General features: G+C 70.9%; 25 protein-coding genes. 10 read left to right on the top strand and 15 right to left on the bottom strand.

Annotated elements, in window-relative coordinates:
• The first annotated feature begins 56 nt into the window (after nucleotides 1-56).
• Nucleotides 57-1,028 carry a Bug family tripartite tricarboxylate transporter substrate binding protein gene (locus G3576_RS12325; protein WP_164694700.1) on the top strand — a complete coding sequence of 324 codons (972 nt, stop codon included), beginning with the start codon at nucleotides 57-59 and terminating at the stop codon, nucleotides 1,026-1,028.
• A 48-nt stretch (nucleotides 1,029-1,076) separates the two neighbouring features.
• On the opposite strand, the gene G3576_RS12320 is transcribed toward G3576_RS12325, so the two are convergent.
• Together G3576_RS12320 and G3576_RS12315 are read right to left on the bottom strand one after the other, a co-directional pair.
• Nucleotides 1,077-1,730: an aspartate/glutamate racemase family protein gene (locus tag G3576_RS12320; protein ID WP_164694699.1), complete on the bottom strand. Its 654-nt coding sequence runs from the start codon at nucleotides 1,728-1,730 to the stop codon at nucleotides 1,077-1,079.
• A complete protein-coding gene (locus G3576_RS12315) occupies nucleotides 1,727-2,449 on the bottom strand; it encodes a maleate cis-trans isomerase family protein (RefSeq protein ID WP_164694698.1) in 723 nt (240 codons plus the stop codon). The genes G3576_RS12320 and G3576_RS12315 overlap by 4 nt, the downstream gene beginning before the upstream one ends.
• Nucleotides 2,450-2,554: 105 nt before the next feature.
• Here G3576_RS12315 and G3576_RS12310 point away from each other — a divergent pair, with 105 nt between their 5' ends.
• The 5 genes from G3576_RS12310 to G3576_RS12290 all read left to right on the top strand — a co-directional run bounded on the left by G3576_RS12310 (nucleotide 2,555) and on the right by G3576_RS12290 (nucleotide 7,047).
• Nucleotides 2,555-3,547, top strand: coding sequence for a DUF808 domain-containing protein (locus G3576_RS12310; protein ID WP_164694697.1), 993 nt, complete (start codon nucleotides 2,555-2,557; stop codon nucleotides 3,545-3,547).
• 30 nt (nucleotides 3,548-3,577) lie between these two features.
• Nucleotides 3,578-3,889 (top strand): putative quinol monooxygenase, encoded by a 312-nt coding sequence (locus G3576_RS12305; protein ID WP_164694696.1) that lies wholly within the window; start codon nucleotides 3,578-3,580, stop codon nucleotides 3,887-3,889.
• 79 nt (nucleotides 3,890-3,968) lie between these two features.
• Entirely contained in the window at nucleotides 3,969-5,510 is a 1,542-nt protein-coding gene (locus G3576_RS12300) for a hypothetical protein (RefSeq protein WP_164694695.1), read from the top strand.
• Between the two features lie 13 nt (nucleotides 5,511-5,523).
• A complete protein-coding gene (locus tag G3576_RS12295) occupies nucleotides 5,524-6,468 on the top strand; it encodes a TAXI family TRAP transporter solute-binding subunit (protein ID WP_164694694.1) in 945 nt (314 codons plus the stop codon).
• A gap of 33 nt (nucleotides 6,469-6,501) precedes the next feature.
• On the top strand, nucleotides 6,502-7,047 hold the full coding sequence (locus tag G3576_RS12290; protein WP_164694693.1) for an ureidoglycolate lyase: 546 nt from the start codon (nucleotides 6,502-6,504) through the stop codon (nucleotides 7,045-7,047).
• Here the strand turns inward: G3576_RS12290 and G3576_RS12285 are convergent, their stop codons facing one another.
• The 6 genes from G3576_RS12285 to G3576_RS12260 are packed head-to-tail and all read right to left on the bottom strand — an operon-like array spanning nucleotide 7,048 to nucleotide 13,202.
• Entirely contained in the window at nucleotides 7,048-7,779 is a 732-nt protein-coding gene (locus G3576_RS12285; RefSeq protein ID WP_164694692.1) for a class II aldolase/adducin family protein, read from the bottom strand.
• Nucleotides 7,772-8,770 (bottom strand): ABC transporter ATP-binding protein, encoded by a 999-nt coding sequence (locus G3576_RS12280; protein WP_164694691.1) that lies wholly within the window; start codon nucleotides 8,768-8,770, stop codon nucleotides 7,772-7,774. The genes G3576_RS12285 and G3576_RS12280 overlap by 8 nt, the downstream gene beginning before the upstream one ends.
• Nucleotides 8,767-9,738, bottom strand: coding sequence for an ABC transporter ATP-binding protein (locus tag G3576_RS12275; RefSeq protein ID WP_164694690.1), 972 nt, complete (start codon nucleotides 9,736-9,738; stop codon nucleotides 8,767-8,769). The genes G3576_RS12280 and G3576_RS12275 overlap by 4 nt, the downstream gene beginning before the upstream one ends.
• Nucleotides 9,735-10,607: an ABC transporter permease gene (locus tag G3576_RS12270; protein ID WP_164694689.1), complete on the bottom strand. Its 873-nt coding sequence runs from the start codon at nucleotides 10,605-10,607 to the stop codon at nucleotides 9,735-9,737. Before G3576_RS12270 ends, G3576_RS12275 begins: the two co-directional genes overlap by 4 nt.
• Nucleotides 10,604-11,611, bottom strand: a complete 1,008-nt coding sequence (locus G3576_RS12265; RefSeq protein ID WP_164694688.1) for an ABC transporter permease — start codon at nucleotides 11,609-11,611, stop codon at nucleotides 10,604-10,606. The genes G3576_RS12270 and G3576_RS12265 overlap by 4 nt, the downstream gene beginning before the upstream one ends.
• A gap of 7 nt (nucleotides 11,612-11,618) precedes the next feature.
• The gene (locus tag G3576_RS12260) at nucleotides 11,619-13,202 is read right to left on the bottom strand and encodes an ABC transporter substrate-binding protein (protein ID WP_164694687.1); all 1,584 of its coding nucleotides are present in this window, start codon (nucleotides 13,200-13,202) and stop codon (nucleotides 11,619-11,621) included.
• A gap of 123 nt (nucleotides 13,203-13,325) precedes the next feature.
• Between G3576_RS12260 and G3576_RS12255 the strand changes: the two genes are divergently transcribed.
• A complete protein-coding gene (locus G3576_RS12255) occupies nucleotides 13,326-15,038 on the top strand; it encodes an N-acyl-D-amino-acid deacylase family protein (RefSeq protein WP_164694686.1) in 1,713 nt (570 codons plus the stop codon).
• On the opposite strand, the gene G3576_RS12250 is transcribed toward G3576_RS12255, so the two are convergent.
• From G3576_RS12250 to G3576_RS12235, 4 genes are read right to left on the bottom strand one after another with little or no spacing between them, the layout of a single operon-like run.
• A complete protein-coding gene (locus tag G3576_RS12250; protein ID WP_164694685.1) occupies nucleotides 15,035-15,823 on the bottom strand; it encodes an alpha/beta fold hydrolase in 789 nt (262 codons plus the stop codon). The two genes, G3576_RS12255 and G3576_RS12250, sit on opposite strands and share 4 nt — an antisense overlap.
• Nucleotides 15,820-16,704 carry an MBL fold metallo-hydrolase gene (locus G3576_RS12245; protein ID WP_164694684.1) on the bottom strand — a complete coding sequence of 295 codons (885 nt, stop codon included), beginning with the start codon at nucleotides 16,702-16,704 and terminating at the stop codon, nucleotides 15,820-15,822. The genes G3576_RS12250 and G3576_RS12245 overlap by 4 nt, the downstream gene beginning before the upstream one ends.
• Nucleotides 16,701-17,249 (bottom strand): carboxymuconolactone decarboxylase family protein, encoded by a 549-nt coding sequence (locus G3576_RS12240; RefSeq protein ID WP_164694683.1) that lies wholly within the window; start codon nucleotides 17,247-17,249, stop codon nucleotides 16,701-16,703. The genes G3576_RS12245 and G3576_RS12240 overlap by 4 nt, the downstream gene beginning before the upstream one ends.
• An 8-nt stretch (nucleotides 17,250-17,257) precedes the next feature.
• Nucleotides 17,258-17,920: an RraA family protein gene (locus tag G3576_RS12235; RefSeq protein ID WP_207622785.1), complete on the bottom strand. Its 663-nt coding sequence runs from the start codon at nucleotides 17,918-17,920 to the stop codon at nucleotides 17,258-17,260.
• A gap of 119 nt (nucleotides 17,921-18,039) precedes the next feature.
• On the opposite strand from G3576_RS12235, the gene G3576_RS12230 reads away from it, so the two are divergent.
• Nucleotides 18,040-19,431 (top strand): FAD-binding oxidoreductase, encoded by a 1,392-nt coding sequence (locus G3576_RS12230; RefSeq protein ID WP_164694682.1) that lies wholly within the window; start codon nucleotides 18,040-18,042, stop codon nucleotides 19,429-19,431.
• On the opposite strand, the gene G3576_RS12225 is transcribed toward G3576_RS12230, so the two are convergent.
• Genes G3576_RS12225 through G3576_RS12215 form a run of 3 tightly spaced genes read right to left on the bottom strand, consistent with a single transcriptional unit; the run spans nucleotide 19,428 to nucleotide 22,018 of the window.
• Nucleotides 19,428-20,198, bottom strand: coding sequence for an ABC transporter ATP-binding protein (locus G3576_RS12225; RefSeq protein ID WP_164694681.1), 771 nt, complete (start codon nucleotides 20,196-20,198; stop codon nucleotides 19,428-19,430). The genes G3576_RS12230 and G3576_RS12225 overlap by 4 nt on opposite strands.
• 5 nt (nucleotides 20,199-20,203) lie before the next feature.
• On the bottom strand, nucleotides 20,204-21,028 hold the full coding sequence (locus G3576_RS12220) for an ABC transporter permease (protein ID WP_164694680.1): 825 nt from the start codon (nucleotides 21,026-21,028) through the stop codon (nucleotides 20,204-20,206).
• 3 nt (nucleotides 21,029-21,031) lie between these two features.
• Nucleotides 21,032-22,018 (bottom strand): ABC transporter substrate-binding protein, encoded by a 987-nt coding sequence (locus G3576_RS12215; protein WP_164694679.1) that lies wholly within the window; start codon nucleotides 22,016-22,018, stop codon nucleotides 21,032-21,034.
• Between the two features lie 230 nt (nucleotides 22,019-22,248).
• Here G3576_RS12215 and G3576_RS12210 point away from each other — a divergent pair, with 230 nt between their 5' ends.
• A complete protein-coding gene (locus tag G3576_RS12210; RefSeq protein WP_164694678.1) occupies nucleotides 22,249-23,637 on the top strand; it encodes an FAD-binding oxidoreductase in 1,389 nt (462 codons plus the stop codon).
• The gene (locus G3576_RS12205) at nucleotides 23,637-25,253 is read left to right on the top strand and encodes a CocE/NonD family hydrolase (RefSeq protein WP_164694677.1); all 1,617 of its coding nucleotides are present in this window, start codon (nucleotides 23,637-23,639) and stop codon (nucleotides 25,251-25,253) included. Before G3576_RS12210 ends, G3576_RS12205 begins: the two co-directional genes overlap by 1 nt.
• Nucleotides 25,254-25,256 lie beyond the last annotated feature (3 nt).

The raw sequence follows: 25,256 nt of genomic DNA, 5'->3' as shown, positions 1-25,256 counted from the left end.
CGAGACGGGCCTGGACCGTCGTGAAAAGCAATCAATCACAGGGAGGAACAAGAACGATGTATCGCCGTACGCTGATGGGCGCGCTCGCCGCGCCCGCCTTCATCCGGCCCGTGCTCGCGCAGCAGGATTGGCCATCCCGCGCCGTCACCATCGTGGTGCCCTTCGCCACGGGCGGGCCCTCGGACCTCATCGCCCGCATCGCCGCGCAGCACATGCAGCAGACGCTGGGGAAACCCTTCGTGGTGGAGAATCGCCCGGGCGCGACCGGAGAGGTCGGCGCGCGGCAGGTGATCCGCACGGCGCCGGATGGCTACACGCTGATGCACGCCCCGATCAGCACCTGGGCCATCAACGTCGCGCTGCGGCCGAACCTCGGCTACGACCCGACGACGCAGCTGACGCGCATCACCGTCACCGTGCGCACGCCCAATGTGCTGGTGGTGAACCCGCAGGCGGTGCCGGTGCAGGATTTCGCGGGGCTCATCGACTGGATGAAGCGCAACGCGGCCACGGCGTCCTACCCCTCCTCCGGCGTCGGCTCGTCGGACCACCTGACGGCGGAGATGTTCAAGCAGGCGACGGGGACGGAGATGGCCCATATCCCCTACACCGGGGGCGGGCCGGCCATGACGAGCCTGATGGCAGGGACCACGCATATCTCCTTCCAGAACCTGGGCGCCGTCATCCCGCACATCCAGTCCGGGCGGCTCAAGGCGCTGATGGTCACGGCATCCCAGCGCACGCCCGTGCTGCCCGATGTGCCGACAGGGCAGGAGGCCGGGCTGCGCGACTTCGTCGTCTATTCCTGGCAGGCGCTGGGCGGCCCGCCCGGCATGCCGCCCGCGCTGGTGGAGCGGGTGCGGGAGAGCTTCATGGGCGCGCTGCGCGTGCCGGCCACGGCGCAGCGGCTGGTGGAGGCGGGCTTCGACATCGGCGGCGATACGCCGGAGGAATTCGCCACCTTCCAGGCGGGCGAGATCGCGCGCTGGAAGCGCGTGGTGGAGGCCGGGAACATCAAGCCGGAGTGACGTGCGATGGCTTGAGGCGGCTTCGCCGAAAAGCCTGAATCGCCCGTCTCAGCGTGATGCGGCGCGCCTGACCGCCAGCCGCACCGCGGCGGGCACGGGTTCGATGATCGGCACGGGGAAGCGCGGGCGAAGCGCTTCCGCCACCGCGGCCAGCGGGCCGCCACCGATGATGATCGCGTCGGCGCGGGTCTCTGCCAGGGCGTGGCGGGCGGTGGCTTCCAGTGCGGCCTCCAGCCTGGCGGGGTCCGCCATCAGCGCGGCGGCGGCACCCTCCGTCAGGAAGGTGCCGGCGTGGCGCGGGGCGTGGCCGTACTGCGCCACGCGGGCATCGATGGCGGGCTTCAGCAGCCCCGTCGTCGTGACGATGACGAAGCGGCCCGCCGCCGCGGCTTCCGCCATCGCGGCCTCCGCGATGCCGGTCAGCGGCACGGGGGCGGCGGCGCGGCTCTCCGCCAAGCCGGGATCGCCGAAGGCGGCGACGATGACGCCGGCAAAGGGGGAGAGGTCCGTCGCGGCGAGCAGCGCCTGCACGGCAAGCGCGCCCTCCGCCAGCTTGGCCGGGTCATCCAGCAGCGGCGCGCCGGTGGCGACGGTGGCACCCTCCACCGTCACGCCCGACGGCGCCGCGCGCTGCGCGATGGCCGCCATCACCGCCGCGGTGCGGGTATTGGTGTTCGGATTGACCAGCAGCAGGCGGGTCACAGGCTGAACAGCCGGCCCCAGCCCTGGACCCGGGCGGGGTCGAGGCCCGCGACCGAGAGGCTCTTCCACACCGCGGTCGCGATGCTGTCGAGGATGGGGATGCCGAGCTCGGCCTCCAGTTCCGCCACCAGCGGGCCGGCGCGGAGGTTGGTGCAGACCACGGCGATGGCGTCCGGGCGCTCCGCCGCCACGGCCCGGGTCATCGCGCGCAGCTGGTCTTCCGTGACCTCCGCGAAGGCGAAATTGTCGCGGATGCCGGCATGGGCGTCGCCGCGGCAGGCCAGGCCATGGCGCTCATACTGCGCCACGATCTTCGCCTGCACGTCGTCGGTATAGGGCGTGACGTAGCCGAGGCTTTTCGCGCCGAGCAGGCCCAGCGCCTCGTTCATCGCCAGGATGGAGGTGGTGGCGCGGATGCCCGTGGCGGCGGTGATGCGTTCGCAGAGGCGCTGGTCCGTCTCGAACCCCAGCCAGGTGGCGGAGGTGCCGTTCCAGGTGATGCAGTCCACCTTGGCATGGGCCAGCAGCTCCGCCGCCGCCAGGATGGCGCTGTCGTCGAACTGGGCCAGCGCCGATGGGCTCAGCGCGATCTCCGTCACCTTGAAGCGGCCGAAATGGACCGAGACCTCCGGCAGCCCGGCGACCATCGCCTGGGTCACGGGCTCCAGCACCGTGTTGGAGGAGGGGGTGAGCATGCCGAGGCGGATTCGCGGGGTCATGGCCGCCAACCTACCGTTGGATGTGAGGTCCGCAAACGCGGCTTTTCATTGACGCGCCGCGTCCGGCACGGCACGGGCAGGCGGAACGATTCCGCCGGAGATGCCGTGAGCACGGGCCTGATTGCGCTGCTGGATGATGTGGTGTCGCTGGCCAAGGTCGCCGCCGCCAGCCTGGACGATGTCGCCTTCCAGGCGGGCAAGGCGGGCGCCAAGGCCGCCGGCGTCGTCATCGACGATGCGGCAGTGACGCCGCGCTACGTCGTGGGCTTCGCCGCCAGCCGCGAATTGCCGATCGTCCGGCGCATTGCCATGGGATCGCTGAAGAACAAGCTGCTGATCCTGCTGCCGGTGGCGCTCGCGCTCAGCCTGCTCGCGCCCTGGGCGATCACGCCGCTGCTGATGCTGGGCGGCGCCTTTCTCTGCTACGAGGGTGCGGAGAAGGTGCTGGAGGCCATCCGCCCCCATGCCGCCCATGCGCATGAGGAAGCGGTCGGCGTCGCGCCGGCCGATCCGGCGGCGCTGGAGGAGGCGCGTGTCGCGGGCGCCATCCAGACCGACTTCATCCTCTCGGCCGAGATCATGGCCATCTCGCTCTCCTCCATTCCGGAGAGCAGCTTCGTTTCCCAGGCCGCGATCCTGGCCGTGGTCGGCATCGGCATCACCGTCGTCGTCTATGGCGCGGTGGCGCTGATCGTGAAGGCGGATGATGCCGGCGTGGCGCTGGCGCGGGAGGAAGGGGTGGCGATGCGGCTGCCTGGCGGTCTGCGGCCGGCGGCCCGCGCCCTGGGGCGCGGCCTGGTGAAGGGCATGCCGCCCTTCCTCAAGCTGCTCAGCATCGTCGGCACTGCGGCCATGGTCTGGGTCGGCGGCGGTATCCTGATCCATGGGCTGGAGGAATTCGGCGTGGCAGGGCCGGGGCACCTCTCCCATGCCCTGTCGGAGGCGGCCGCGCATGCGGTGCCTGGCATCGGCGGCGCGCTGGGCTGGCTGGCGGGCGCGGCCTTCTCCGGCCTGGTCGGGCTGGTGGTGGGCTTCGCGCTGATCCCGCTGGTGGAACGCGTGCTGGCCCCGCTGGCGAAGCGCTTCCGGCGGGCCTAGCCTTCCCCCGTCCAGGGAAGGAAGCGCCGCGTGATCCACGTCCTCGCCATCGTCACCACCAAGCCCGGCATGCGGGAGGCGGTGCTGGAGGCCTTTCGCGCCAACATGCCGGCCGTGCACGCGGAGGAAGGCTGTCTCGAATACGGCCCGGCGGTCGATGCCGAGGGCATCGGGGCGATCCAGACGAAGCTCGGTCCCGACAGCTTCGTGGTGGTGGAGAAGTGGGAGAGCCCCGCGCACCTGGCCGCCCATGCCGCCGCGCCGCACATGGCGGCCTATGGCGCCAAGGTGCGGGAGATGATCGCCAGCCGTGTCATCCATGTGCTGTCGCCGGCGGGGTAGGACGTCCCGATCACTCGATTGTATAAAGTATTTGATGCCGCCGCCGTGCTGATCTTCCCCTTCGGAGGGAATGATCGCGATGGCGGCGAAAGCCCGGTTGCGGCTGGTCGAAGGCCGGGATGCGGAGGGCGGCTGGGAAGCGCTGGCGCCTGACTGGCAGGCCCTGCCCGGCGCCAGCCTGCTCGGCCTGCCAAGCGGCACCCGCCCGCCCGAACGGCGCGTGGCGCTGCTGCATCCCCGGCGCGGCGTCGCGATCCTTGACCTGATGGCGGAGGAGGCGCCGCCGCTTTCCCCGCGCGAGTCCGCGGCGACGGTGGTGGCGCTGCAGGGGCGGCTCTGCGCCGCCGGCTTCCCGCAGGTCTTCCCGGGGCATCTGCCGGTGCTGCATCTCGGCGTGACGGAAGCGGCGCTGCCCGGCCTGGTGCGACGGCTGGATGAGGCCTTCCGGGCGACCGCGCCCCTGACCCTGCCGGAGGGCGAGGCCTGGATGGGGCCGCTGCGGCGCGCCCTGACCTCCCTGCCCGGCGGCCTGCCGCTGCCGGGGCAGGTGCCGACGGATCGGCGGCCCGCCCAGGCCTCTCGTCGCCGGAAGCTGGCCGGCGCGGCGTGCCTTGGCGCGGCCGGGCTGGGCCTGGCCGTGGCGATGCTGGCGGTGCGGCTGCCGGTCGCCCCCCCGGCCGCGATCGCCGCCTCGACGGATGTCGTGTTGGCCGGCTTGGCCGGCGATGCCGGCAGCGATGCGGTGGAGGTGCCGGCCCTGCCCGCGGCCGATCCACTGGCCGCCTTCGATCGAGCCCTGGCTGCGCTGGAACGGAGCACCAGGCCGGAACCGCGCCTTCTGCTGCTCGCCTCGGCGGAGGCCGATTCCCTGCCCGTGCTGGACACGCCACCGGCCGACGCCCCGCCGGCCACCGAGCCGCCGCGCGGGACGGAGCGGGTGGAGCCGGTGCCGGAGCCGGAGGAGGCGCGCCTGCCCGACCTGGCGGCGGAAGCACCGCGCGTGGCGGAGCGGGTGGAGCCGGTGCCGGAGCCGGAGGAGGCGCGCCTGCCCGACCTGGCGGCGGAAGCACCGCGCGTGGCGGAGCGGGTGGAGCCGGTGCCGGAGCCGGAGGAGGCGCGCCTGCCCGACCTGGCCGCCGAGGCGCCGCGCGTGGCGGAGCGGGTGGACCCCGTCCCGGAGCCGGAGGAAGCGCGTCTGCCCGACCTTGCCGCCGAGGCGCCGCGCGTGGCGGAGCGGGTGGAGCCGGTGCCGGAGCCGGAGGCGGCGCGTCTGCCTGACCTGGCCGCCGAGGCGCCGCGCGTGGCGCCGCCGGTGACCGCGCCGGCGCGCCCCAGCCCGGCGGCAGCGCCCACGGGGCCACGCGTCGCGGCGCTCGACCCGCGGCTGGTCACGGCGCTGCTGACGCGAGGCGAGGCGCTGATGGCGCGGGGCGACATTTCGGGCGCGCGGCTGCTGTTCAGCCGCGCCGCCCAGGCCGGCAGCGCGGAAGGCGCGCTGGCCATGGCGCGCAGCTTCGACGCCACGGTGCTGGCCGGCCTCGGCGCCCGGGGCATCCGGCCGGATGCCGCGCAGGCCGACTATTGGCACCGACGCGCCGCCGAACTCGGCGGCGTTCGCTGAGACGGGAGCTTCCATGACGGGACGACGCAGCCTTCTGACGGCGGCGGGCACGCTGCTGGCCATGCCGGCGCTGGCACAGGGGAATCCCGTGGCGCAGCTCAACGCCATGGCGGCGCGCGCCAATGCGGGCACGGTTGGCATCGTCGCCGGCGGCGTGGATGGCACCTACATCCGCATCGCCGCGGACCTCGCCGCGGTGCTGGACGATGCGGACCGGCTGCGCGTCATCGCCATGATCGGTCGCGGTTCCGTGCAGAACATCGCCGACATCATGGTGCTGCGCGGCGTGGACCTTGGCATCGTGCAATCCGATGTCCTGGCCTATGCGCGGCGGGAGCGGCTGTTCCCCTCCGTCGATCGCCTGATCCAGTATGTCTGCAAGCTCTATGACGAGGAGATCCACATCCTCGCCGCGCCGGGCATTGCCTCGGTCCAGGATCTGGCGGGGAAGGCCGTGAATGTGGACCTGCCGGGCAGCGGCACGGCCATGACCGCCTCGCTGGTCTTCAGCGGGTTGGGCGTGCGGGTGCGGGAGGAGAATGCGCCGCAGGACGCGGCGCTGGAGCGGCTCCGCCGCGGCGAGATCGCGGCGCTGGTCTATGTCGCGGGCAAGCCGGCGCGGCTCTTCGCCGGTGTGCGGCCGGAGGAGGGGCTGCGGTTGCTGCCTTTGCCGGCGGAACCCGCGCTGCTCGACACCTACCTGCCCGCGCGGTTCGAGCGCGCGGACTATCCCGCGCTGGTGCCGGAAGGCGGGATCGAGACCATGGCGGTCGGCGCCGTGCTGGCCGTCTATGGCTGGGCGCCGGGGACGGAGCGGCATCGCAAGGTCTCCCGCTTCGTCGACGCGCTGACGGAGCGCTTCGACGCCTTCCTGCGGCCGCCCCGCCACCCGAAGTGGCGGGAGGTGAACCTGGCGGCGGAGGTGCCGGGCTGGACGCGCTTCACGCCAGCGCGCTGACCGCTATCCTGCCCCCGCAACGGGGGGCGGGCGATGCGGGTGATCACGCTGAGGGCCGAGGCGGCGACGGCGGAGAATGTCGCGCCCTTCGGCACGCTGATGGGCCCGACCGCGCCCACGCCGGTGATCCGCAGCCCCTTCTATGGCGACCGCGTCGCGCTGCGGAAGCCGGGGCGCTTCGTGGCCGACGACACGCTGGAATTCACCGTCGCCACGCTGGAGCGCCGCCCCCTGCGCGCGGTGTGGATGGAGCGCCACTTCCTGCACACGCAGAGCTTCTTCCCGCTCGGCGGCCGTCCCTTCCTGATGGTGCTGGCGCCGCCCGGCGAGGGCGAGGTGCCGGTGCTGGAGGAGGCGCGCGCGCTGCTTTTCGACGGCAGCGCGGGGCTGATGCTGCATCTCGGCACCTGGCACGAATTCCCGCTGGCGCTGGTGGATGGGACAAGCCTCATCATCGCCATCCGCCGCGACACCGCGCGGGACCTGCAGCATGTCGAGGGCAATGAGGCGCGCGGGCCTGACCTCGACAAGAAGGACCTGGCCGCGCGGCTCGGCGTGACGATCGAGGTCGCGCTGTAGTCAGGCGATGCTGGCGATCTCCGCCGCCAGCCAGGGCCGCGCGGCGATGGCGCGGCGGAGGTAGTGGTCCCAGCGCAGGCCGAGCACCTTGTCGGACAGCAGGAAGCGCTTCGCCTCCTGCGCGGTGGCGTCATCGACCGGGGAGAGCGGCTTGCCCGCGGCGGCGGCCATGGCGCCGAGCTGGATGCGGCAGGCATCGTCCAGCATGATGGCGCAGTGCACGACCTCCCGCACATTCCGCCCGACGACGAGTGTGCCGTGGTTGGCCAGCAGCAGGGCGCGGCGCGGGCCGAGGGCGGCAGCGAGTTCCACCCCCGTCTCCACCGTATCGACGATGCCGCCATACTCCGCATGCAACGCGCAGTCGTTGTGGAACATCAGCGCGGACTGGAACAGCGGCAGCAGCGGCGTGCCCGTGGCGGTCAGCATGACCGCGTTCAGGCTGTGGGTGTGGATGACGCAGCCGATATCGGGCCGCGCGCGGTAGAGGCCGGTGTGGATGACGAGGGAGGGGTTGATCTTCCCGCCATGGAGGACCTTGAGGTCCATGTCCACATGGCGGAGATCGTCGGCGCGCACCTCCTCGAACCCCTGGCCATAGCCATGGCACCAGAAGCTGTCGCCGCCGGGCAGGCGCGCGGTCAGATGGCCGGCGATGCCGGCATTCTGCCCGTGGACATCGAGGATGTGGTAGGCGGCCAGCAATTCGCGCCGCAGCGTCGCCTCATCCATGGGCATCCTCCAGCGCGGGAATCCGGTTGGCGCCTTCCGCGATGCGGAGGCAGGCGGCGCGATGCTCGGCATCGCCCGCGACGGCATCGAGGCGCGGGGTTTCGATGCGGCAGCGCGGCACGGCGACGGGGCAGCGGCTGGCGAAATGGCAGCCGGGTGGCAGGTTGATGGGGGAGGGGATCTCCCCCTGCAGCACATGGCGCTTCAGCACGGCGTCGGGGTCCGCCGGCAGATGCGCGGACATCAGCGCCTGCGAATAGGGATGCGCGGCATCGGCAAAGACCTGCGCCGTGGGCGCGTATTCGACGACGCTGCCGAGATAGAGGACCAGGATTCGGTCGCTGATCAGCTTCACCGTGCCGAGGTCGTGGCTGATGAACATCATCGCCGCCCCTGTCTCCGCCTTCAGCTCCGCCAGCAATTCCAGGATGCCGGCACGGACGGAGAGGTCGAGGGAGGAAGTGGGCTCGTCCAGCACGATCAGCTTCGGGCTGGTCGCGATGGCGCGGGCGATGCAGACGCGCTGGAGCTGGCCGCCGGAGAGTTCGGCCGGGAAGCGCGTCAGCAGCTCGGGCGTGAGGCGGACGCGGATGGCCAGGGCTTCGGCGCGGTCGCGCCGCTCGGCGGCGGAGAGCCTGGTGTGCAGCTTCAGCGGTTCCGCGATCAGGTCGCCGATGCGGATGCGGGGGTTGAGGGCGGACCAGGGGTCCTGGAACACCATCTGCATCTCCGCCCGCAGCGGGCGGCAGGCGGATTCCGGGAGGTTGGTAATGTCGCGTCCACGGAAGCGGATGGTGCCGCCGGTGGGCGAGAGCAGGCGGATCACGCTGCGGCCGATAGTGGATTTGCCGGACCCGCTTTCGCCGACGACGCCGAGCGTCTCCCCTTCCCGGATCGAGAAGCTGACGCCGTTGACGGCATGCACCTTCACATGGCGGGAGACGTCGAAATGCTTGACCAGGCCTTCGACCTCGAGGATCGGCGCGGTCATGCCGCCACCCGGTGGCAGCGCGCGACATGGCCCTCGCCCAGGGGCACGTCCGGCGGCACCATGGTGCAATCCGCGCCGGCCTGCGGGCAGCGATCCTGGTAGGGGCAGCCGGGCGGCAGCGCCTTCAGGTTCGGTGGCGGGCCGCCCACGGTGCGCGTGGCGCCGAGCCTCAGGCGCTCCGGCGTCGCGCCGATCAGGTTGACGGTGTAGGGATGCGCGGGACGGCGGAAGACCTGGCGGACGGGGCCGCTTTCGACGATGGCGCCGGCATACATCACCGCCATCTCGTCGCAGTAATGCGCGACCACGCCGAGGTCGTGCGTGATGATCATGGCGGCGATGCCGGTGCGCCGCACCAGATCCCGCAGCAAGTCCAGGATCTGCGCCTGCACGGTGACGTCGAGACCCGTGGTCGGCTCATCCGCGATCAGCAGCCGCGGCTCGTTCATCAGCGCCAGCGCGATCAGCACGCGTTGCGCCATGCCACCGGAAAGTTCATGCGGCCAGGCCTGCATGCGCCGCGCGGGGTCCGGGATGCCGAGCGCACCGAGCGTCGCGATCGCCTTCTCCCGCGCCTCCGAAGCCGTGCCGCCGCGATGGGCGCGCCGGATGCGGATCAACTGGTCGCCGATGCGCGACAGCGGATCGAGCGAGGATTTCGGGCTCTGCACCACCAGCGCGATGTCGCGGCCGCGCAGCGCGTTGAGGTCGTCATCGGGCATGGCGAGCAGATCCTGCCCCTGGAACAGCGCGCGGCCGCCCATGATGCGCGCGGGCGGGCGGAGCAGGCCCATGATGGAGGTGGCGGTGAGCGACTTGCCCGCGCCGGTTTCGCCGACAAGACCCAGGATGCGCCCTGCATCGAGGGAGAAGGAGACGCCGTTCAGCGCCTTCGCCACCTGGATCTGATTGTCCAGGTCGCGCGAGATGAAGTGGGTGTGCAGGTCCTCGACGCGGAGAAGGCTCATCGCGTGGCCGCCTTCCGCCTCGGGTCCAGCAAGTCCTGCAGCCCATCGCCCAGCATGTTGAGGCCGAGCACCATCAGGATCAGCGCGATGCCGGGGAAGACGCCGACCCACCACTGGCCGGTGACGAGGTACTCGGCGCCCTGGCGGATCATGGCCCCCCATTCCGGTGTCGGCGGCTGGATGCCGACGCCGAGGAAGGCGAGCGTCGCGCTGATGCGCACTGCCCAGGCCGCGCGCACCGCCGTCTGCGCCATGGCGCCTTGCAGCGCGTTGGGCAGGATATGGACGAAGAGGATGCGCCAGGTGGGATTGCCGGCGGAGACGGCGCTTTCGACGAAGGTGGAATGGCGCAGCGCCAGCACCTCCGCCCTCACCACCCGGGCGAAGACGGGACTGTCGAGGAAGCCGATCACCAGCACGACGTTGAGCAGCGAGGGACCGGCCGCGGCGACGACGGCGAGGGCCAGGATGATGGAGGGGAAGACGCGCAGCGCATCGAAGAAGCGCATCGCGATCTCGTCGAACCAGCCGCCGCGATAGCCGGTGTAGAGGCCGAGCGGCACGCCGGCGAGCAGCCCGACCAGCACGGCGGGGATGGCGATGCCGAAGGCCCAGCGCGCGCCGGCGATGACGCGGGAGAAGACATCCATCCCGTTGCCGTCGGTGCCCATGAGATGCGCGCCACCTGGGGCGGCCAGCACGTTGCGGGGCTGCGCGAATTCCGGGTCGAAGGGCGCGATCCAGGGCGCCAGCACGGCCATGACCGCGAAGCCCAGGATGATGAAGACGCCGGCCGCGAGCGTCGGGCTGCGGCGGGAGATGCCGCCGATGCGCCGGACCCAGCGGGGAGAGGCGATGGTGGCGCTCATGCCGCGCGGGGCTCCGTCAGCGTGACGTAGATGTCCACCACCAGGAAGACGAGGACGGAGAAGAGTGCCAGCATCAGCACATAGCCCTGCACCGCGGCAAAGTCGCCAGCGATGATCGCGGACAACCCGTATTGCCCGAGCCCGCCCCAGGCGAAGACGTATTCGATGAGGGAGGTGGTGCCGACCAGGCCCGTGATCTCCGTGCCGATGAAGGTGACGATGGGCGTGGCGCTGTTGCGCAGCGCCATGGCGCGGATCTCCCGCTTCGGCAGTCCCTGGGCGCGGGCGTAGCGGATGTAGTCGCTGGCCAGCACCTCCAGCGCGATGGCGCGGGTCTGCTTGATGATCGGCGCGGCGCAGATGATGGCGACGCAGAGCACGGGCAGGATGAGCTGCGAGGCGGCGGAGGAGGCGACTTCCCAATCCGCGGCGATCAGGCCATCGATCAGGTAGCTGCCGGTGACGCGCGGTGGCGGTTCCAGGAACAGGCTGATTCGTCCCATGCCGGGCGGCGCCCATTCCAGGAGGTAGAAGAAGACGAAGAGCATGATGAGGCCGAGCCAGTAGGTCGGCACGGAGAAGCCGAGCAGGGAGAAGAAGCGGCTGAACTGGTCGAAGGCGCGGTCCGGCCGGAAGGCGGCGCGCAGCCCCACGGGGATGCCGATGCCCGCGCCGATCAGCACGCCCCAGAGCATCAGCTCCAGCGTTGCCGGCGCGCGCTCCAGGATCTCCGCCAGCACCGGACGGTTGCTGAGCCAGGAGGCGCCGAGATCGCCCTGCACGACCTTGCCGAGATAGACGCCGAACTGCACCCAGATCGGCTGGTCGAGCGCCAGCGAGGCGCGCACCAGCTCGATCTCCGCCGCTGTGGCCGTCGGTCCGGCCAGCAGTCCCACGGGGTCCTGCCCGCTCAGGCGCACCAGCATGAAGGTGCCCAGCAGGATCACGAACAGCAGCGGCACCACCAGGACCAGGCGCCGCGCCAGCATCCGCCCGATCGGCATGGGTGCGTCAGGCCACCTTCAGATCGTACCAGCGTTCATGCTCATCGGGGTGCGGGCACCAGCCGGAGATGTTGCCGGCCATCGCCTCCCACACCGTGGGATAGACGGTGACGATCCAGGGGGCTTCCTCCATCCAGAGCTGCTGCGCCTGGCGCATCAGTTCGTTGCGGCGCGGCACGTCGAGCGTCTGCCGCGCCTCGTCGATGATCGCATCCATGCGCGGATCGGCGAAGCGGGCGCGGTTGGAGACGCCCTGGGAATGCGCCAGCAGGAAGGTGGCATAGACGGGGTCGAGGACGATGGGCCCGTCCTCGAAGGAGAACATCGGCATGTCCTGGCGGTTGGGGGCGCCGCGGGCGCGCATGTCGCTGTCGCTGATCCGCACCGCGCGGGCCTTGACGCCCACGGCCTGGAGCTGCGCCGCCACCTGGATCGACATCGGCTCCTCCCAGTTGAAGATCTGGGAGTAGAGGATTTCGATCTGCTGGTCGAAGTTGAAGTTGGCCTGTGCCAGCAGTGCGCGCGCCTTGGCGGGATCGTAGTCGTAGTTGAAGAAGCTCGGGTCGTAGCCCGCCACGATGGGCGGCACGATGGAGCGCGCCTGTTCGGCAAGCCCGAAGAAGACGCCCTGGATCAGCGCGGGCTTGTCCACCGCATAGTTGAAGGCCTGCCGCACCAGCTTGTTGTCGAAGGGCGGAAAGCGGAGGTTCATCCGCACGGAGGAGATGGTGCGGCCGAAGCTGTCCTGCGTCTTGACGCGGCGGTCATTGCGCAGCTCCGCCACCTGCTGCAGCAGCGGGCGATGGATCCACTGCACCTGGCCGCTGCGGAGCAGCGTGATGCGGGACGCGGCGGAGGGGACGGCGCGATAGACCACGCGCGTGAAGTAGGGTTGTTCGCGGAAGTAGTTGGGATTGGCGACGAAGACGGCCTGTTCGCCGGCGCGGATCGATTCCAGGTGATAGGCGCCGAAGCCCGCCGTATTCGTCTCCATCCACTTCAGCGCCCAGGGGTCTTCCGGCGTCGCGTGCTTCTTCACCTCCGTGCTGTCATAGACCGCCGGCAGGTAGAGCGTCAGCGCGCTCAGCAGGATCATGCTGGGGGCGGAGAGGGTGAACTCGACCTCGTATTTCGAGATCGCCTTCACGGCAGTGACGTTGGAGACATTGGCGATGAAGGCGCCGGTGCGGCGCTGCGCGAAGGACTTGGCCCAGCCCCATTCGACATCGGCGGCCGTCATCTCGTTCCCGAAGAAGCTGCGCACGCCCTGGCGGAGCTTGAAGACCCAGGTCTTGCCGTCGGGCGACGTCGTCCAGCTTTCGGCGAGATGGCCTTCGATGACATCGGGATTCAGGTAGGGCCGGCCGTCGCGGATCACGCGGCCATAGCGCGTGAGTCCCTCATAGACCTGCACGACGGTCTCCTGCGTGCCGGGGCGCAGCGCGTCGCCATCGAAGCCCTCCGGCGCACCAGGTGCTGCCAGCAGCAGCGTGCGGCCGGCGCGCGGCTGCGCCAGCGCGGGGGTGGCTAGCGGTGCACCGGCCGCCATGGCCATGGTGCCGAGCAGGATGTCGCGCCGTTCGATCGCCATTGGTCTTTCCCCCGTCTCGGCCGTCTCCGGTCACAGCCTGTGGATCGGTCCCCGATCCCCGTTGCCATCCCGCGCGGCCGGGGCCATTGTCCGGACAACCTGTTCAATTGGCAAGGAGCCTTCATGCACGACGTGGTCATCCGCGGCGGCACCATCGTGGACGGCACGGGGGCGCCCCGCTTTACCGGTGACGTGGCGATCGATGGCGACCGCATCACGCAGGTCGGCGGCAAGGCCGGGCCCGCGAAGCGCGACGTGCAGGCCGAAGGTCGCATCGTCGCCCCGGGCTGGGTCGATGTGCATACGCATTACGACGGGCAGGCCACCTGGGACCCGGTGCTCGCGCCCTCCGTCTGGCACGGCGCGACGACGATCCTGTTCGGGAATTGCGGTGTCGGCTTCGCTCCCGTGCGGAAGCGCGATCACCAAGCGCTGATCGATTTGATGGAAGGCGTGGAGGACATTCCCGGCATCACCCTCGCCGAGGGTCTGCAGTGGAACTGGGAAAGCTTCCCCGACTATCTCGATGCGCTGGATGCCATGCCGCGCACCATCGACGTCGCCGCACAGGTCGCGCATCACCCGCTGCGCGTCTATGTCATGGGCGAGCGGGGGCTGAACCGCCAGGCCGCGACGGATGACGACATCGCGGAGATGGCGAAGCTGACGGAGGAGGCGCTGCGCGCCGGCGCCTTCGGCTTCACCACCAGCCGCACCGACCAGCACAAGACGCCGACCGGCGACCTGGTGCCCGCGCGCTATGCGGAGCATCGGGAATTGCTGGCGATCGGCCAGGCCATCGGCCGTTCGGGCCGCGGCACCTTCGGCATGCTGAGCGACTTCGAGGATGAGGCCGCGGAATTCGCCTGGCTGCGCCAGGTGGCGGCCAGCACGCAGCGCCCCGTCTGGTTCCTGCTGACGGACCGCAACGCCGATCCGGGACGCCTGCAGCGGCTGCTGGGCCATGTGCGTGCCGCGCGGGCGGATGGCCTGCCGCTGGCGGCGCAGGTGGCATCGCGCCCCGTCGGGCTGATCCTCGGCCTGACGACCTCGCTCAATCCCTTCGCGCTGCGCGAAAGCTTCGCGGAGCTCGCCAACCTGCCGCCGGCCGAGCAGCTGGCGAAGCTGCGCGATCCCGCGGTACGGGCGAAGATCCTGGCGGAGGAGGCGTCGCCGCGCCTGCTGCATGTCGTGCCGCCGCTGTCGCGCCAGATCGCGACGCGCTGGGACCAGATGTTCGCCCTCGGCGACCCGCCGGATTACGAGCCGCCGCCGGAGCGCAGCATGGCCGCGATGGCGGCCGCGGCGGGGCAGGACCCCGTCGCCTTCTGCTACGACTACCTGACGGGCGGCGATGGCGGGCGGATGCTCTACTTCCCCGTCGTCAACTATGTCGGTGGCGACTTCAACCGCCTGCACGGGCTGCTGCAGGACCCGCATACGGTGGTCGGGCTGTCCGATGGCGGCGCGCATTGCGGCGTGATCTGCGATGCCTCCATGCCGACCTTCGGCCTCACGCATTGGACGCGCGATCGCCAGCGCGGCGATCGCCTGCCGCTGGAATTCGTCGTGCAGCGCCAGACCAGCGGCACGGCCGATTTCTTCGGCTTCCATGATCGCGGCCGGCTGAAGCCCGGCCTCAAGGCCGATATCAACGTCATCGACCTGGACGGGCTGCGCCTGCACCACCCGGAGATGATCTACGACCTGCCCGCGGGCGGCCGCCGCCTGGTGCAGCGCGTGGATGGCTACGACATGACCCTCGTCTCCGGCGTGCCCATCATGGAGCGCGGCGCGGAGACGGGGGCGCGGCCGGGGCGGCTGGTGCGTTCCTAAAGACGGGAGACGAAGCCGAGCACGGCGTCGGCCATGAGTTCCGGGGTCTGGATGGCCATGAAGTGGCCGCTCTCCACCTCCCGGAACTCGGCGCCGGCGATGGCCTCGGCCACCGGCTTCACCCGCTCCGGCGGTCGCGTCAGGTCATGCTTCGCGGCCAGCACCAGGACGGGGCAGGTGATGCTGGCGAGGTCGGCCGTCATGTCGAGATCGGCCAGCATGCGCGCCGTGGCGGCCTGGCCGGCGGGGTCGACGCCGAGGCGCGAGGCGCGGCAATGCGCGAAGCGATCGGCATCGCCGCGCATGGCGGGCGGGTAGCTCGTCTGAAGGCCGGTATCGACGACGGCGCGCGCGCCCTTCGTCTCCATCTCCTGCGCGCGGGCCAGCAGCGCGACGCGCCCGGCCTCATTCACGCCCGTGGCTGGCGAGGAGACGACAGCGCCGCGGACGCGGCCGGGATGCGCGGCGGCGAGGTGCAGCGCGAGTGCGCCGCCGACGGCCATGCCGACCGTCACGACGGGCTGCGTGACGCTGAGCGCATCCATCAGCGCCACCGCATCATTGCCCTGCGCGGGCATGGTCAGCGGCGTGCGCGGCTTCTCCGACAGGCCCGCGCCGCGCTGGTCATAGCGCAGCACGCGGCAGCGTGGTGTCAGCAGCGGCAGCATGAAGTCCCAGCTTTCCAGGCTGCCGCCCATCTCATGCAGCAGCAGCAGCACGGGGCCGTCGCCGCCCGTGTCGTGGTAGCGCAGCGCGGCGCCGTCCAGGTCGATCCAGCGCATCATGGGGCGTCTCCGTCGGGGTCGAGCGTCCAGGCATCCGGCACCAGGCGATAGCCGGAGCCTTCGCGCGCGACATGCGCGAAGGCGGGGAAGTGCAGGTGCATGCCCGCGATGGCGAGGCGATCGGTCGCGACCTGGTCGAGGATGCGGCGGCGCGTGGCAATGGCCAGCGCAGGGTCGGTATCCACCTTCATCGTCACTTCGGGCCGCGCGATCTGCACTTCCGGCACATGCACGATGTCGCCCCAGATCAGCAGCGACTTGCCGCCGGAGGCCACCATGAAGCCGGTATGGCCGGGCGTGTGGCCGGGCAGCGGGACGGCGGTGACGCCGGGGAAGACCTCGCCCTGCGTGAAGAGCGCCATGCGGTCGCGATAGGGGCGGAGGCGGTTGCGCGTCTCGATGAACATGGCCTGGCGCTGGGCGGGGTCGGGCAGGCGCATCATCGCCTCGTCGCTGTCCCAATGCGCGAGTTCATCGGCATGGACGTGCAGCGTGGCATTCGGGAAGGCGGCGGTGCCGGTGCTGTCGGCGATGCCGCCCCAGTGGTCGCGATGCAGATGCGTCATCAGCAGCGTGTCCACCGCGCCGGGATCGACGCCCGCATCGGCCAGGTGCTTCGCGACGAAGCCGACGGTGGAGCGCACGCCCTGGCCAAGGCCCGCATCGACCAGCGCGGCGCGGTCGCCGTGCCGGATCAGGAAGGCATTGACGGCGGTGCGCCGCGCGGGGCGGAAGGAGGCGGCCAGCAGCGCCGTCGCTTCCTCCGCACCGATGCCATCCATCGAGGAAACGGGCGCATCCTGGTGGCCGTCATGCAGCGCGGTGACGAGGATCTCGCCGACGCGGCGGTGGAAGACGCCCGGGACCTGCGTGGCGATCATGCGGGCAGGGGATGCGCGAGGAGATAGGGCATGTAGTCCGGCTCCACGTCGATCTCCATGGTCCCGAGGAAGCGCACCAGGCCGCAATAGGTCGCGATGATCAGCGTGAGTTCCACCAGCGCCTCCGCATCGAGTTGCGGGCGCAGCGCGTCGAAGGTGGCGGTGGACATGGCCGGGCCGTCCCACATCTCCCGCGCGCCTTGCAGCACCAGCTTCGCCAGCGGCTCCAGCGCGGAATCGCCGCCCGCCGTCTCCACGCCGATGGCGCGGATGTCAGCCTCCGTGCAGCCGAAATCCTGGCTGATGCGGACATGGTGCGACCATTCATAGGGGCTGCGCGCCAGCCAGCCGATCTGCAGGATCGCGAGCTCCCGCAGCCGCGCATCCAGGCGGCTGGCGTGGCGGATATGCATGGCGAGGCCCGTGAAGGCGCGGGCCAGGCCGGGGCTGTGCGCCAGCAGGCGGTTCAGCGCGATGTCGCGCTTCAGCAGGTCCTGGTCCTGGTCTGCCAGGTCGGCGCGGGTAAGGTAGGGGAGGCGGGCCATGATGATCCTCAGCGATGCAGCATGTGTTCGTAGTCGGCGCCCATCACCTGGCTGACCGGCTTCCCCGCTTCTACGTCCCGCGCCATCGCGGCCTCCCGCGCCGCGATCATCTCCGCGGCCTCCAGCACGCGGGCGATGTCGGCGGCAGCGATGAGGACGACGCCGCTGCCATCGGCGAGCGCGTAGTCACCGGGGCGCGCGGTGACTCTGCCGAGGGTGACGGGGCCGCCCGCCTCGGCCTCATGCAGCCTTCCGCGGGCGGTGCGGGCGGTGGTGGCGGCGGCGAAGACGGGAAAGGCGATCTCCCGCGCCTCGTCGATGTCGCGCGCGGCGCCATCGGTGATGATGCCGGCCAGGCCACGGGCGCGCGCGGCGCGGGACAGGATCCCGCCCCAGCCGCCGGCATCGAGGCCCGGTATGTGCTGGATCAGCAGGATGTCGCCGGCCGCCGCGGCCTCGATCGCGGCGGAGCAGAGGTGGCGGGGCGCCGTGCCGGGCGGCGGCGGGCCTTCCGCCAGGCGCACCGTCATCACGCGGCCGGTGATGCGCCCCGGCACGGTGCGCGGTGGCATGCCGGAGAGCGCGGGCGGCAGGCCGAGCTTGTCCATGGCGTCGGAGAGCGCGCAGCTGTCGAGGCGCGAGAGGCGCGCGATGATGTCGTTCCCGGCCACGATTCCGTGTTTCCCCCGCTGGTCGCCCGCATCATGGGCACGCCGCGCCGTCCCGCCAAGCCGTGCTTCTGGCATGCTTCCTGCAAGCATCGCGTGTGTTTCCAGGACGGAGCCTCGCCATGCCCGACATTGCCGCGCTGCTGCAGGAGATCGCGGATGTCCCCCATTCCGCCGATCCCGCCGTGGTGCGCGCGAAGAGCCGGGACATGTATGCGATCAGCCCGCTGCTGCGGAAGGCGCTGCGGGGGCGGGAGGCCGAGGCGGTGGTCAGCCCGCGGGACAATCACGAATTGCGCGCCGTGATGCGCTGGGCCGTGCGGCATCGCATACCGCTGACGCCGCGCGGCGGCGGCACCGCCAACTACGGGCAATCCGTGCCGCTGGCGGGCGGCGCGATGCTGGACATGACGGGCTATACGGGCGTCGTCGCCGTCAGCGACACGAATGTCCGTGTACGCAGCGGCACGCTGATGGGCGAGATCGACGAGGTGCTGCGCGCCCATGGCAAGGAGCTGCGCATCCACCCCTCGACGCGGTCGGATTCGACAATCGGCGGCTTCATCGGTGGCGGCAGCGGCGGCATGGGATCCTGCCGCTGGGGCATGCTGCGCGACCCCGGCAACATCACCGCCATCCAGGTGATGAGCGTAGAGGCCGAGCCTCGGCTGGAGGAATTGCGCGGCGTGGACACGCTGCTGGTGCAGCATGCCTATGGCACCAATGGCGTGATGACGGAGCTGGAACTGCCGCTGGCACCGGCGGAGGCGTGGAAGGAAGCGGTGGTCGCCTTCCCTGACTTCATGGACGCCGCCCGCTTCGGCATCGCCTTCGCGGCCCATCCTGACATCGCGCGCAAGCTGGCCTCCGTGCAGGAATGGCCGGTGCCGCGGCTGATGAAGAACCTCGGCGACATCGTGCCGGAGGGGCATTCCATGGCCATGGTCATGGTGGCGGGGCGGCACCTCGCGGAATTCCGCGCGCTGGTCGCGATGCATGGCGGGCGGGTCGTGACCTGCGTGGCGGAGGGGCGGGGGCGCTATGGCGCGCCGCTCTATGAATTCGCCTTCGGCCATGCGCTGCGCCAGATCCAGAAGCACCAGCCGCGCACCACCGTGCTGCAGGGCATGTTTCCGCCGCAGGAGTTGGAGGCCTCCGTCGCGCGGCTGCACGACGCCATGCGCGGCGTGGGGCCGCTGCGCTTCGAGATCTTCTACAGCCAGGGCCAGCTGGTCGGCATGGGATCGCCCTATGTGGTGTTCGAAAGCGAGGCGCAGCTGGCGGGGCTCGTGGACCAGATGCAGGCGCTGGGCATGAATGTCGCCAACAGCCACACCACGGGCGTGCGCGCCGTCGGCATCAAGGCGATCGATGAGCGCGACGCCGCCTTCAAGCGCGCCATGGACCCGCATGGCCTGCTGAACCCCGGCAAGCTGGGGCTGGAGGAGAAGGAGAGCGCGGCGGTGACGACCTTGGCGACGAAGGGCTGGGCGACGAAGCGGCCGGCCGCCTAGCCGCCCATCGCCTGGTCCAGCAGGCCGGAGACCTGGCGGCAGTATTCCGCATAGGCGGGGGAGAGGCGGAAGCTTCGGTCGCGGGGATAGGGTTCCTCCACCGCCATCTCCCCGATGATGCGGCCGGGGCGCGCGGCCATGACCACGATGCGGGCGGAGAGATAGACGCTTTCATAGACGCTGTGCGTGACGAAGACGACGGTGCAGCCCGCCTTGCGCCAGATGCCGAGCAGATCGTCGCAGAGCTTCTGGCGCGTGATCTCATCGAGGGCCGCGAAGGGCTCGTCCATCAGCAGCAGACGCGGCTTCATCACCAGCGCGCGGGCGATGGAGACGCGCATGCGCATGCCGCCCGACAGCTCCCGCGGGAAGGCCTTGGCGAAGCCCGAGAGGCCGACGAGGTCGAGCGCCGCATCGACCTCCGCCGCCACCTGCGCGCGCGGGCGGTCGCGGAGCCGCAGGGGCAGGAAGACATTGTCCCAGACGCTGGCCCAGGGCATCAGCGTGGGTTCCTGGAAGACAAAGCCGAGGTCACCCGGCACGAAGCCGCGGCCGGGCCAGTCGATGCTGCCGCCGCTGTGCCTGCCGAGGCCGGCGATCAGGCGCAGCGCCGTCGATTTCCCGCAGCCCGAGGGGCCGAGGAGCGAGATGAACTGCCGTTCCCCGATATCCAGGTCGAGGCCCCGCAGCGCGACGGTGCCGCTGGCATAGACCTTGTCCACGCCACGCAGGCGAAGCAGGGGCTCGGCGGGATGGTGCATGTCCATGCCGCTCAATTCTCCCGCGCCAATTCGCTTTCGTGCCAGCGGCGCAGCAGGGCGCGCTGCACGGCGGACATGACCAGCCAGATGGTGATGCCGAAGGCGGAGAGCAGGAAGAGCGCCGCGAACATGCGCGGCACGTTGAGCAGCGACCCGCTTTCCACGATCACCCAGGCGAGGCCGGTGGCGGAGCCACTGCCCGCCACGAATTCCGCGACGACGGCGCCGATGACCGAGAGGCCGGAGGAGATGCGCGCGCCGGCCAGGATGTAGGGCAGCGCGCCCGGCAGCTGCAGGTAGCGGAAGCGCTTCCAGCGGGAGGCGCCGCAGAGGTCGAAGACGTTGCTCAAGCCGTGATCGACGGACTTCATCCCCGCCGCGGTGTTCGACAGGATGGGGAAGAAGGCGACCAGCCAGGCCAGGATCAGCAGCGCCAGCCAGACGCGATCCAGCCCCACCCAGATGACGATGATCGGCGCGATGGCGATGACCGGCGTCACCTGCATCATCACGGCATAGGGCCAGAAGGTGCGCTCCACCATGCGGTTCTGCGTCAGCGCGACGCCGAGCGCGATGCCCGACAGCATGGCGAGCACGAAGGCGGAGAGGGTGATGGTGGCGGTGAAGCCCAGCGCCTCCAGCAGGCTCGCCCGGTCCTTCACCAGTGTCTCGAAGATCAGGGATGGCGCGGGCAGGATGAACTTCGGCACGCCCAGCAGGCGCACCAGCGTTTCCCAGCCGCCCAGGAAGATCGCGCCGCCCAGCGCCGGCAGCAGCCAATCCGCGGCGGCGGTGCCGGGGCGGACGGGCGCGTCATCGGCGCTGGTGGCGGACATGGCTCAGCTGCCCGTGGCGCGGTTCAGGAAGCGCAGCGTATAGGCGCGGCGCCAGTCGAAGCCGGGCTGGACGATGCCTTCGCGGGCGAGTGCCTCGTAATGGGATTGCCAGCGCGCATCGCTCATGGTGCCGACGCCGTGGATGCGCGTCTCCTCCGTCTCCACGATGTTGGCGCGGCGCAGGCTGTCGAAGGCGTTGCGCATGATCTCCGGCGTGTTCTGGGGATTCTCCCGTGCCACTGCGGCGAAGCCGGCGGTCGGATCGGCGAGGTAGTCGGTCCAGCCGCGGACGGAGGCCTGGACGAAGCACTGCACGAGCTCCGGCCGCCGGTCGATCAGCGCCTGGCCGACGACGACGACGGAGCCGTAGGTGCCATAGCCGCTGTCGGCGATCATGAAGACCTTGGGCGGGCGGCCGAGCGCCTGGGTGGCGAGATTCGGCTCGTTGGTGATGAGGCCCTGCTGGATGGCGTTGCGGTCCGCGAGGAAGGCCGCCATCTGGCCGGTGTAGTTGCGGATCTGGCTGTCGGTGAAGCCGTAGCGGCTGCGGAGGAAGGGCCAATAGGCGTTGCGCGCGCTGCCCGCGATCATGATGGGCTTGCCGCGCATATCCTCGAAGCGCTCGATCCCGCTATCGGGATGCGCCATCAGGATCTGCGGCGTGCGCTGGAAGGCGGCCATGACGGCGCGGGCGGGGAAGCCCGCCTGGTGCATGTGGAAGGTGGCGTCGCTGACGGAGGAAAGGCCGATTTCCACCGCGCCGCCGACCAGCAGCTGAACGGGGTCGATCGAGGGGCCGCCCTGGCGGATGACGAGGTTCAGCCCGCATTCGCGGTAGAAGCCCTTCTCCTGCGCCTGGTAGTAGCCGCCCTGTTCCGCCTGGGCGCGCCAGGAGGTCACGAAGGTGATGCGTTCCTGCGCCGCGGCGCTGGCGCCTGTCAGGGCCAGCGCGGCCGCCCCCAGCCGCGTGATCCAGTTGCGAAGACCCATGGGTGCATTCCCCTGCCGATCAGGGATGGAGGGTTGCAATCGCCATGCCGCGGCGCGCCTGCCATCCGCCCTGGCGGGGCGAGCCCGGCTGGCGTCCCGCTGTGCAGCTTGCATGCAACCCGCCCATGGCATGGGCAGCATGGCGCCCGCCTGGGCCGCGCGACCGCGATGGCGCGACGGGCACGGGTCTTGCTGCCCCGGGGGCAGGACGCCTCGCCATCGGAGTTCGCATGGACCGCATCGCCGCCTTCGCCGCCGCCATCGGGGATGTCCCCTGCATCACCGATCCCGCCGCCGTCAGGCTCCGCAGCCGGGACCGCTTCGCCGTCTCCCCCATGCTGCGCAAGGCGCTGAAGGACAAGTTCGCGGAGGTGATCGTGACGCCGCGGACGCGGGAGGAGATCGCCCGCGTGCTCTCCGCCGCCTGCCGGCTCGGCCTGCCGGTCACGCCGCGGGGCGGGGGCACGGCGAATTTCGGGCAATCCGTGCCGCTGGAAGGCGGCGTGCTGCTGGACATGACGGGCTTCGCCGGCGTGGTCTGGCAGAAGCCCGGCGTGGTGCGGGTGAAGGCGGGGACCATGTGCATCGATGTCGATGCCGCGACGCGGCCGCAGGGCTGGGAGCTTCGCATCCACCCCTCCACCAAGCGCAGCGCCACCATCGCGGGCTTCATCTCCGGCGGCCATGCCGGCATCGGGTCATGCGTCTGGGGGATGCTGGCCGACAAGGGCAACATCCTGGCGCTGGAGGTGATGAGCATGGAGGAGGAGCCGCGCGTGGTGGAGCTGCGCGGCGCCGACATCGCCCTGGTGCACCACGCCTATGGCGCCAATGCCGTGATCCTGGAATGCGAGATGCCGCTCGCGCCCGCCTGGGAATGGCGCGAATGCCTGGCCGCCTTCCCGGACTTCATGCAGGCCGTGCGCTTCGGCGTGCAACTGGCGCAGGAGGATGCGATCATCCGCAAGCTGGTCAGCATCCAGGGCTGGCCCATCCCGCGCCTGATTAAGCCCATGGGCACGATCGTGCCGGATGGCCACTCCATGGTCTCCTGTCTCATCGCCGCGCCCTTCATGGACGCCTTTCGTCAATTGGTGGCGGAGCATGGCGGCATCGTGGCCAGCGACAGCGCGGAGGGCGAGGGGCCCTATGGGGCGCCGCTCTATGAATTCTCCTGGGGCCATTCCAACATCCACATCCAGAAGAGCGACCCGCGCTTCACCGGCGTCATGGGCCTCTTCCCGACCGAGGATTTGGTCGGCTCCATCGGTCGCGTGCATGCGCGCTATCCGGAGGCACCGATGCGGCTGGAGCTCGAACGCACCGGCGGCAAGCTGCTCGCCATGGGCACGCCGGCGGTGCTGTATGAGAGCGAGGCGCAGATGGCGGCGCTGGTGCAGGCGATGCAGGCGGAGGGCGTGAGCGTGGCCAATTCGCACAGCTCCTCCGTCAAGAAGGTCGGCATCAAGCAGTTCGATGCGCGGGACGCCGTGTTCAAGCGCGTGATGGACCCGAAGAACCTGCTCAACCCCGGCAAGCTGGTCTTCGATGCGCCGGAGGATTCCCGCGCGGGCGTTGATCTGCCCACCAGCGGCTGGTCGCTGCGGAAGGCGCTGTGATGCGGCCCGACGACACGGTCTCGATGCGCCTCGCGGACGGCACGCGGCTGGATGCCGCGGTGTGGCGTCCGGCCTCGCCCGGGCCGCATCCGGTGCTGCTGATGCGCCAACCCTATGGGCGCGGCATCGCCTCGACGGTCGTGTACGCGCATCCCGCCTGGTATGCGGCGCGGGGCTTCATCACTGTCATCCAGGATGTGCGCGGCGCCGGGACGTCGGAGGGCAGGTTCCTGCCCTATTCGGCGGAGGTCGAGGATGGCGCGGAGAGCATCGCCTGGGCGGCGGGGCTGCCGGGCTCCTCCGGCGTGGTCGGGATGTATGGCTTCTCCTACCAGGGGGCGGCACAGACGCTGGCGCTCTCGCAATCCCCGCCGGCGCTTAAGGCGATCGCGCCCGCCATGGCGCTCTGGGATTTCTACAAGGAGCGCATCGCGCCGGGTGGCGCCTTCACGCTGGGCGGCAGCGCCTATTGGGCCGCGCAGATGGCGGCGCTGATGGCGAAGCGGGCGGATGATCCGGAAGCCTTCGCGGAGCTGGCGGCGGCGGCCAATGGCGGGATGCGCTTCGATGGCCCCGTGCCGGCGGACCCCAGCGTGCTGCGCAAGCATGCGGGCTACAGCCACTACGCGCTGTGGCGGGAAGCGGGGGCGGAGCATCCCTATGTGCGGCAGGCGTCATCGGCCGCGCTGATCGGCGAGGCCCGGCCCGCCGTGCCGGCCTTCTTCACCGGCGGCTGGTTCGACTACCACCTGGCGGGGACGGTGGCGGGGTTCCGGCATCTCGGCGGGCACCTCGTCATCGGGCCCTGGACGCATCTCGCCTGGGCGCCGCAGGGGGCGGGCACGGATTTCGGCCCGGCGGCGCTGAGCGGCATCGACGGGATGCAGGTGGACTTCTTCGACCATGCGCTGAAGGGCCACGACCCCGCGCCCTGGATGCGGGAGCCTGCCGTGCGGCTCTTCGACCTCGGCACAAGCGGCTGGCGGCTGTTCGAGGCCTGGCCGGAGGGGCCGCGCCAGGTGCTGCACTGCGCCGGCAACGGCCTTGCCGCCATGCGCAACGACGACGGCGCGCTGGTGGCCGATGCGCCCTCGGCCGAGGGCTGGGAGCGCTTCGTGCACGATCCCTGGCGGCCCGTGCCGGCCTTCGGGCTCGCGCATGGCGCGGGGCAGGGCTGGCGCGACCGGGCGGAGATCGATGCGCGCTTCGACATCGCCTGCTTCACCAGCGCGCCCGTCGCCGCGCCCGTCACCTATGCCGGCGATCCCGCCGTGGTGCTGGCGGCGGAGACGGACGCGGAATCCTTCGACCTCAACGCGACCCTGTCGCTGGTGACGCGGGAAGGGCGCGTCATGGCGCTGTCCCAGGCCCATGCGCGGATCGACGCCGGCGCCGTCTCCGGACTCCGCCTCGCGATGCGCCCGCTCTGCATCACGCTGCAGCCCGGGGAGGCGTTGCGCCTGTCCATCGCCGGGGCCTGCTTCCCTGCGCATCCGATCAACCCCGGTACCGGCACCGATCCCCGCCGCGCCACGGGGGCGGAGGCGCGGCCCATCGCCATCGCGCTGCGCACGGGCGCGGCGGGCTGCCGGCTGGAGATGCCGCTGCTGCCCTGATCG

The organism is Falsiroseomonas algicola (assembly GCF_011040385.1).
Lineage (GTDB): Bacteria > Pseudomonadota > Alphaproteobacteria > Acetobacterales > Acetobacteraceae > Falsiroseomonas > Falsiroseomonas algicola.
Note: the sequence above shows the minus strand (reverse complement) of the source record. Positions and strands in the feature narration are given on the sequence as shown.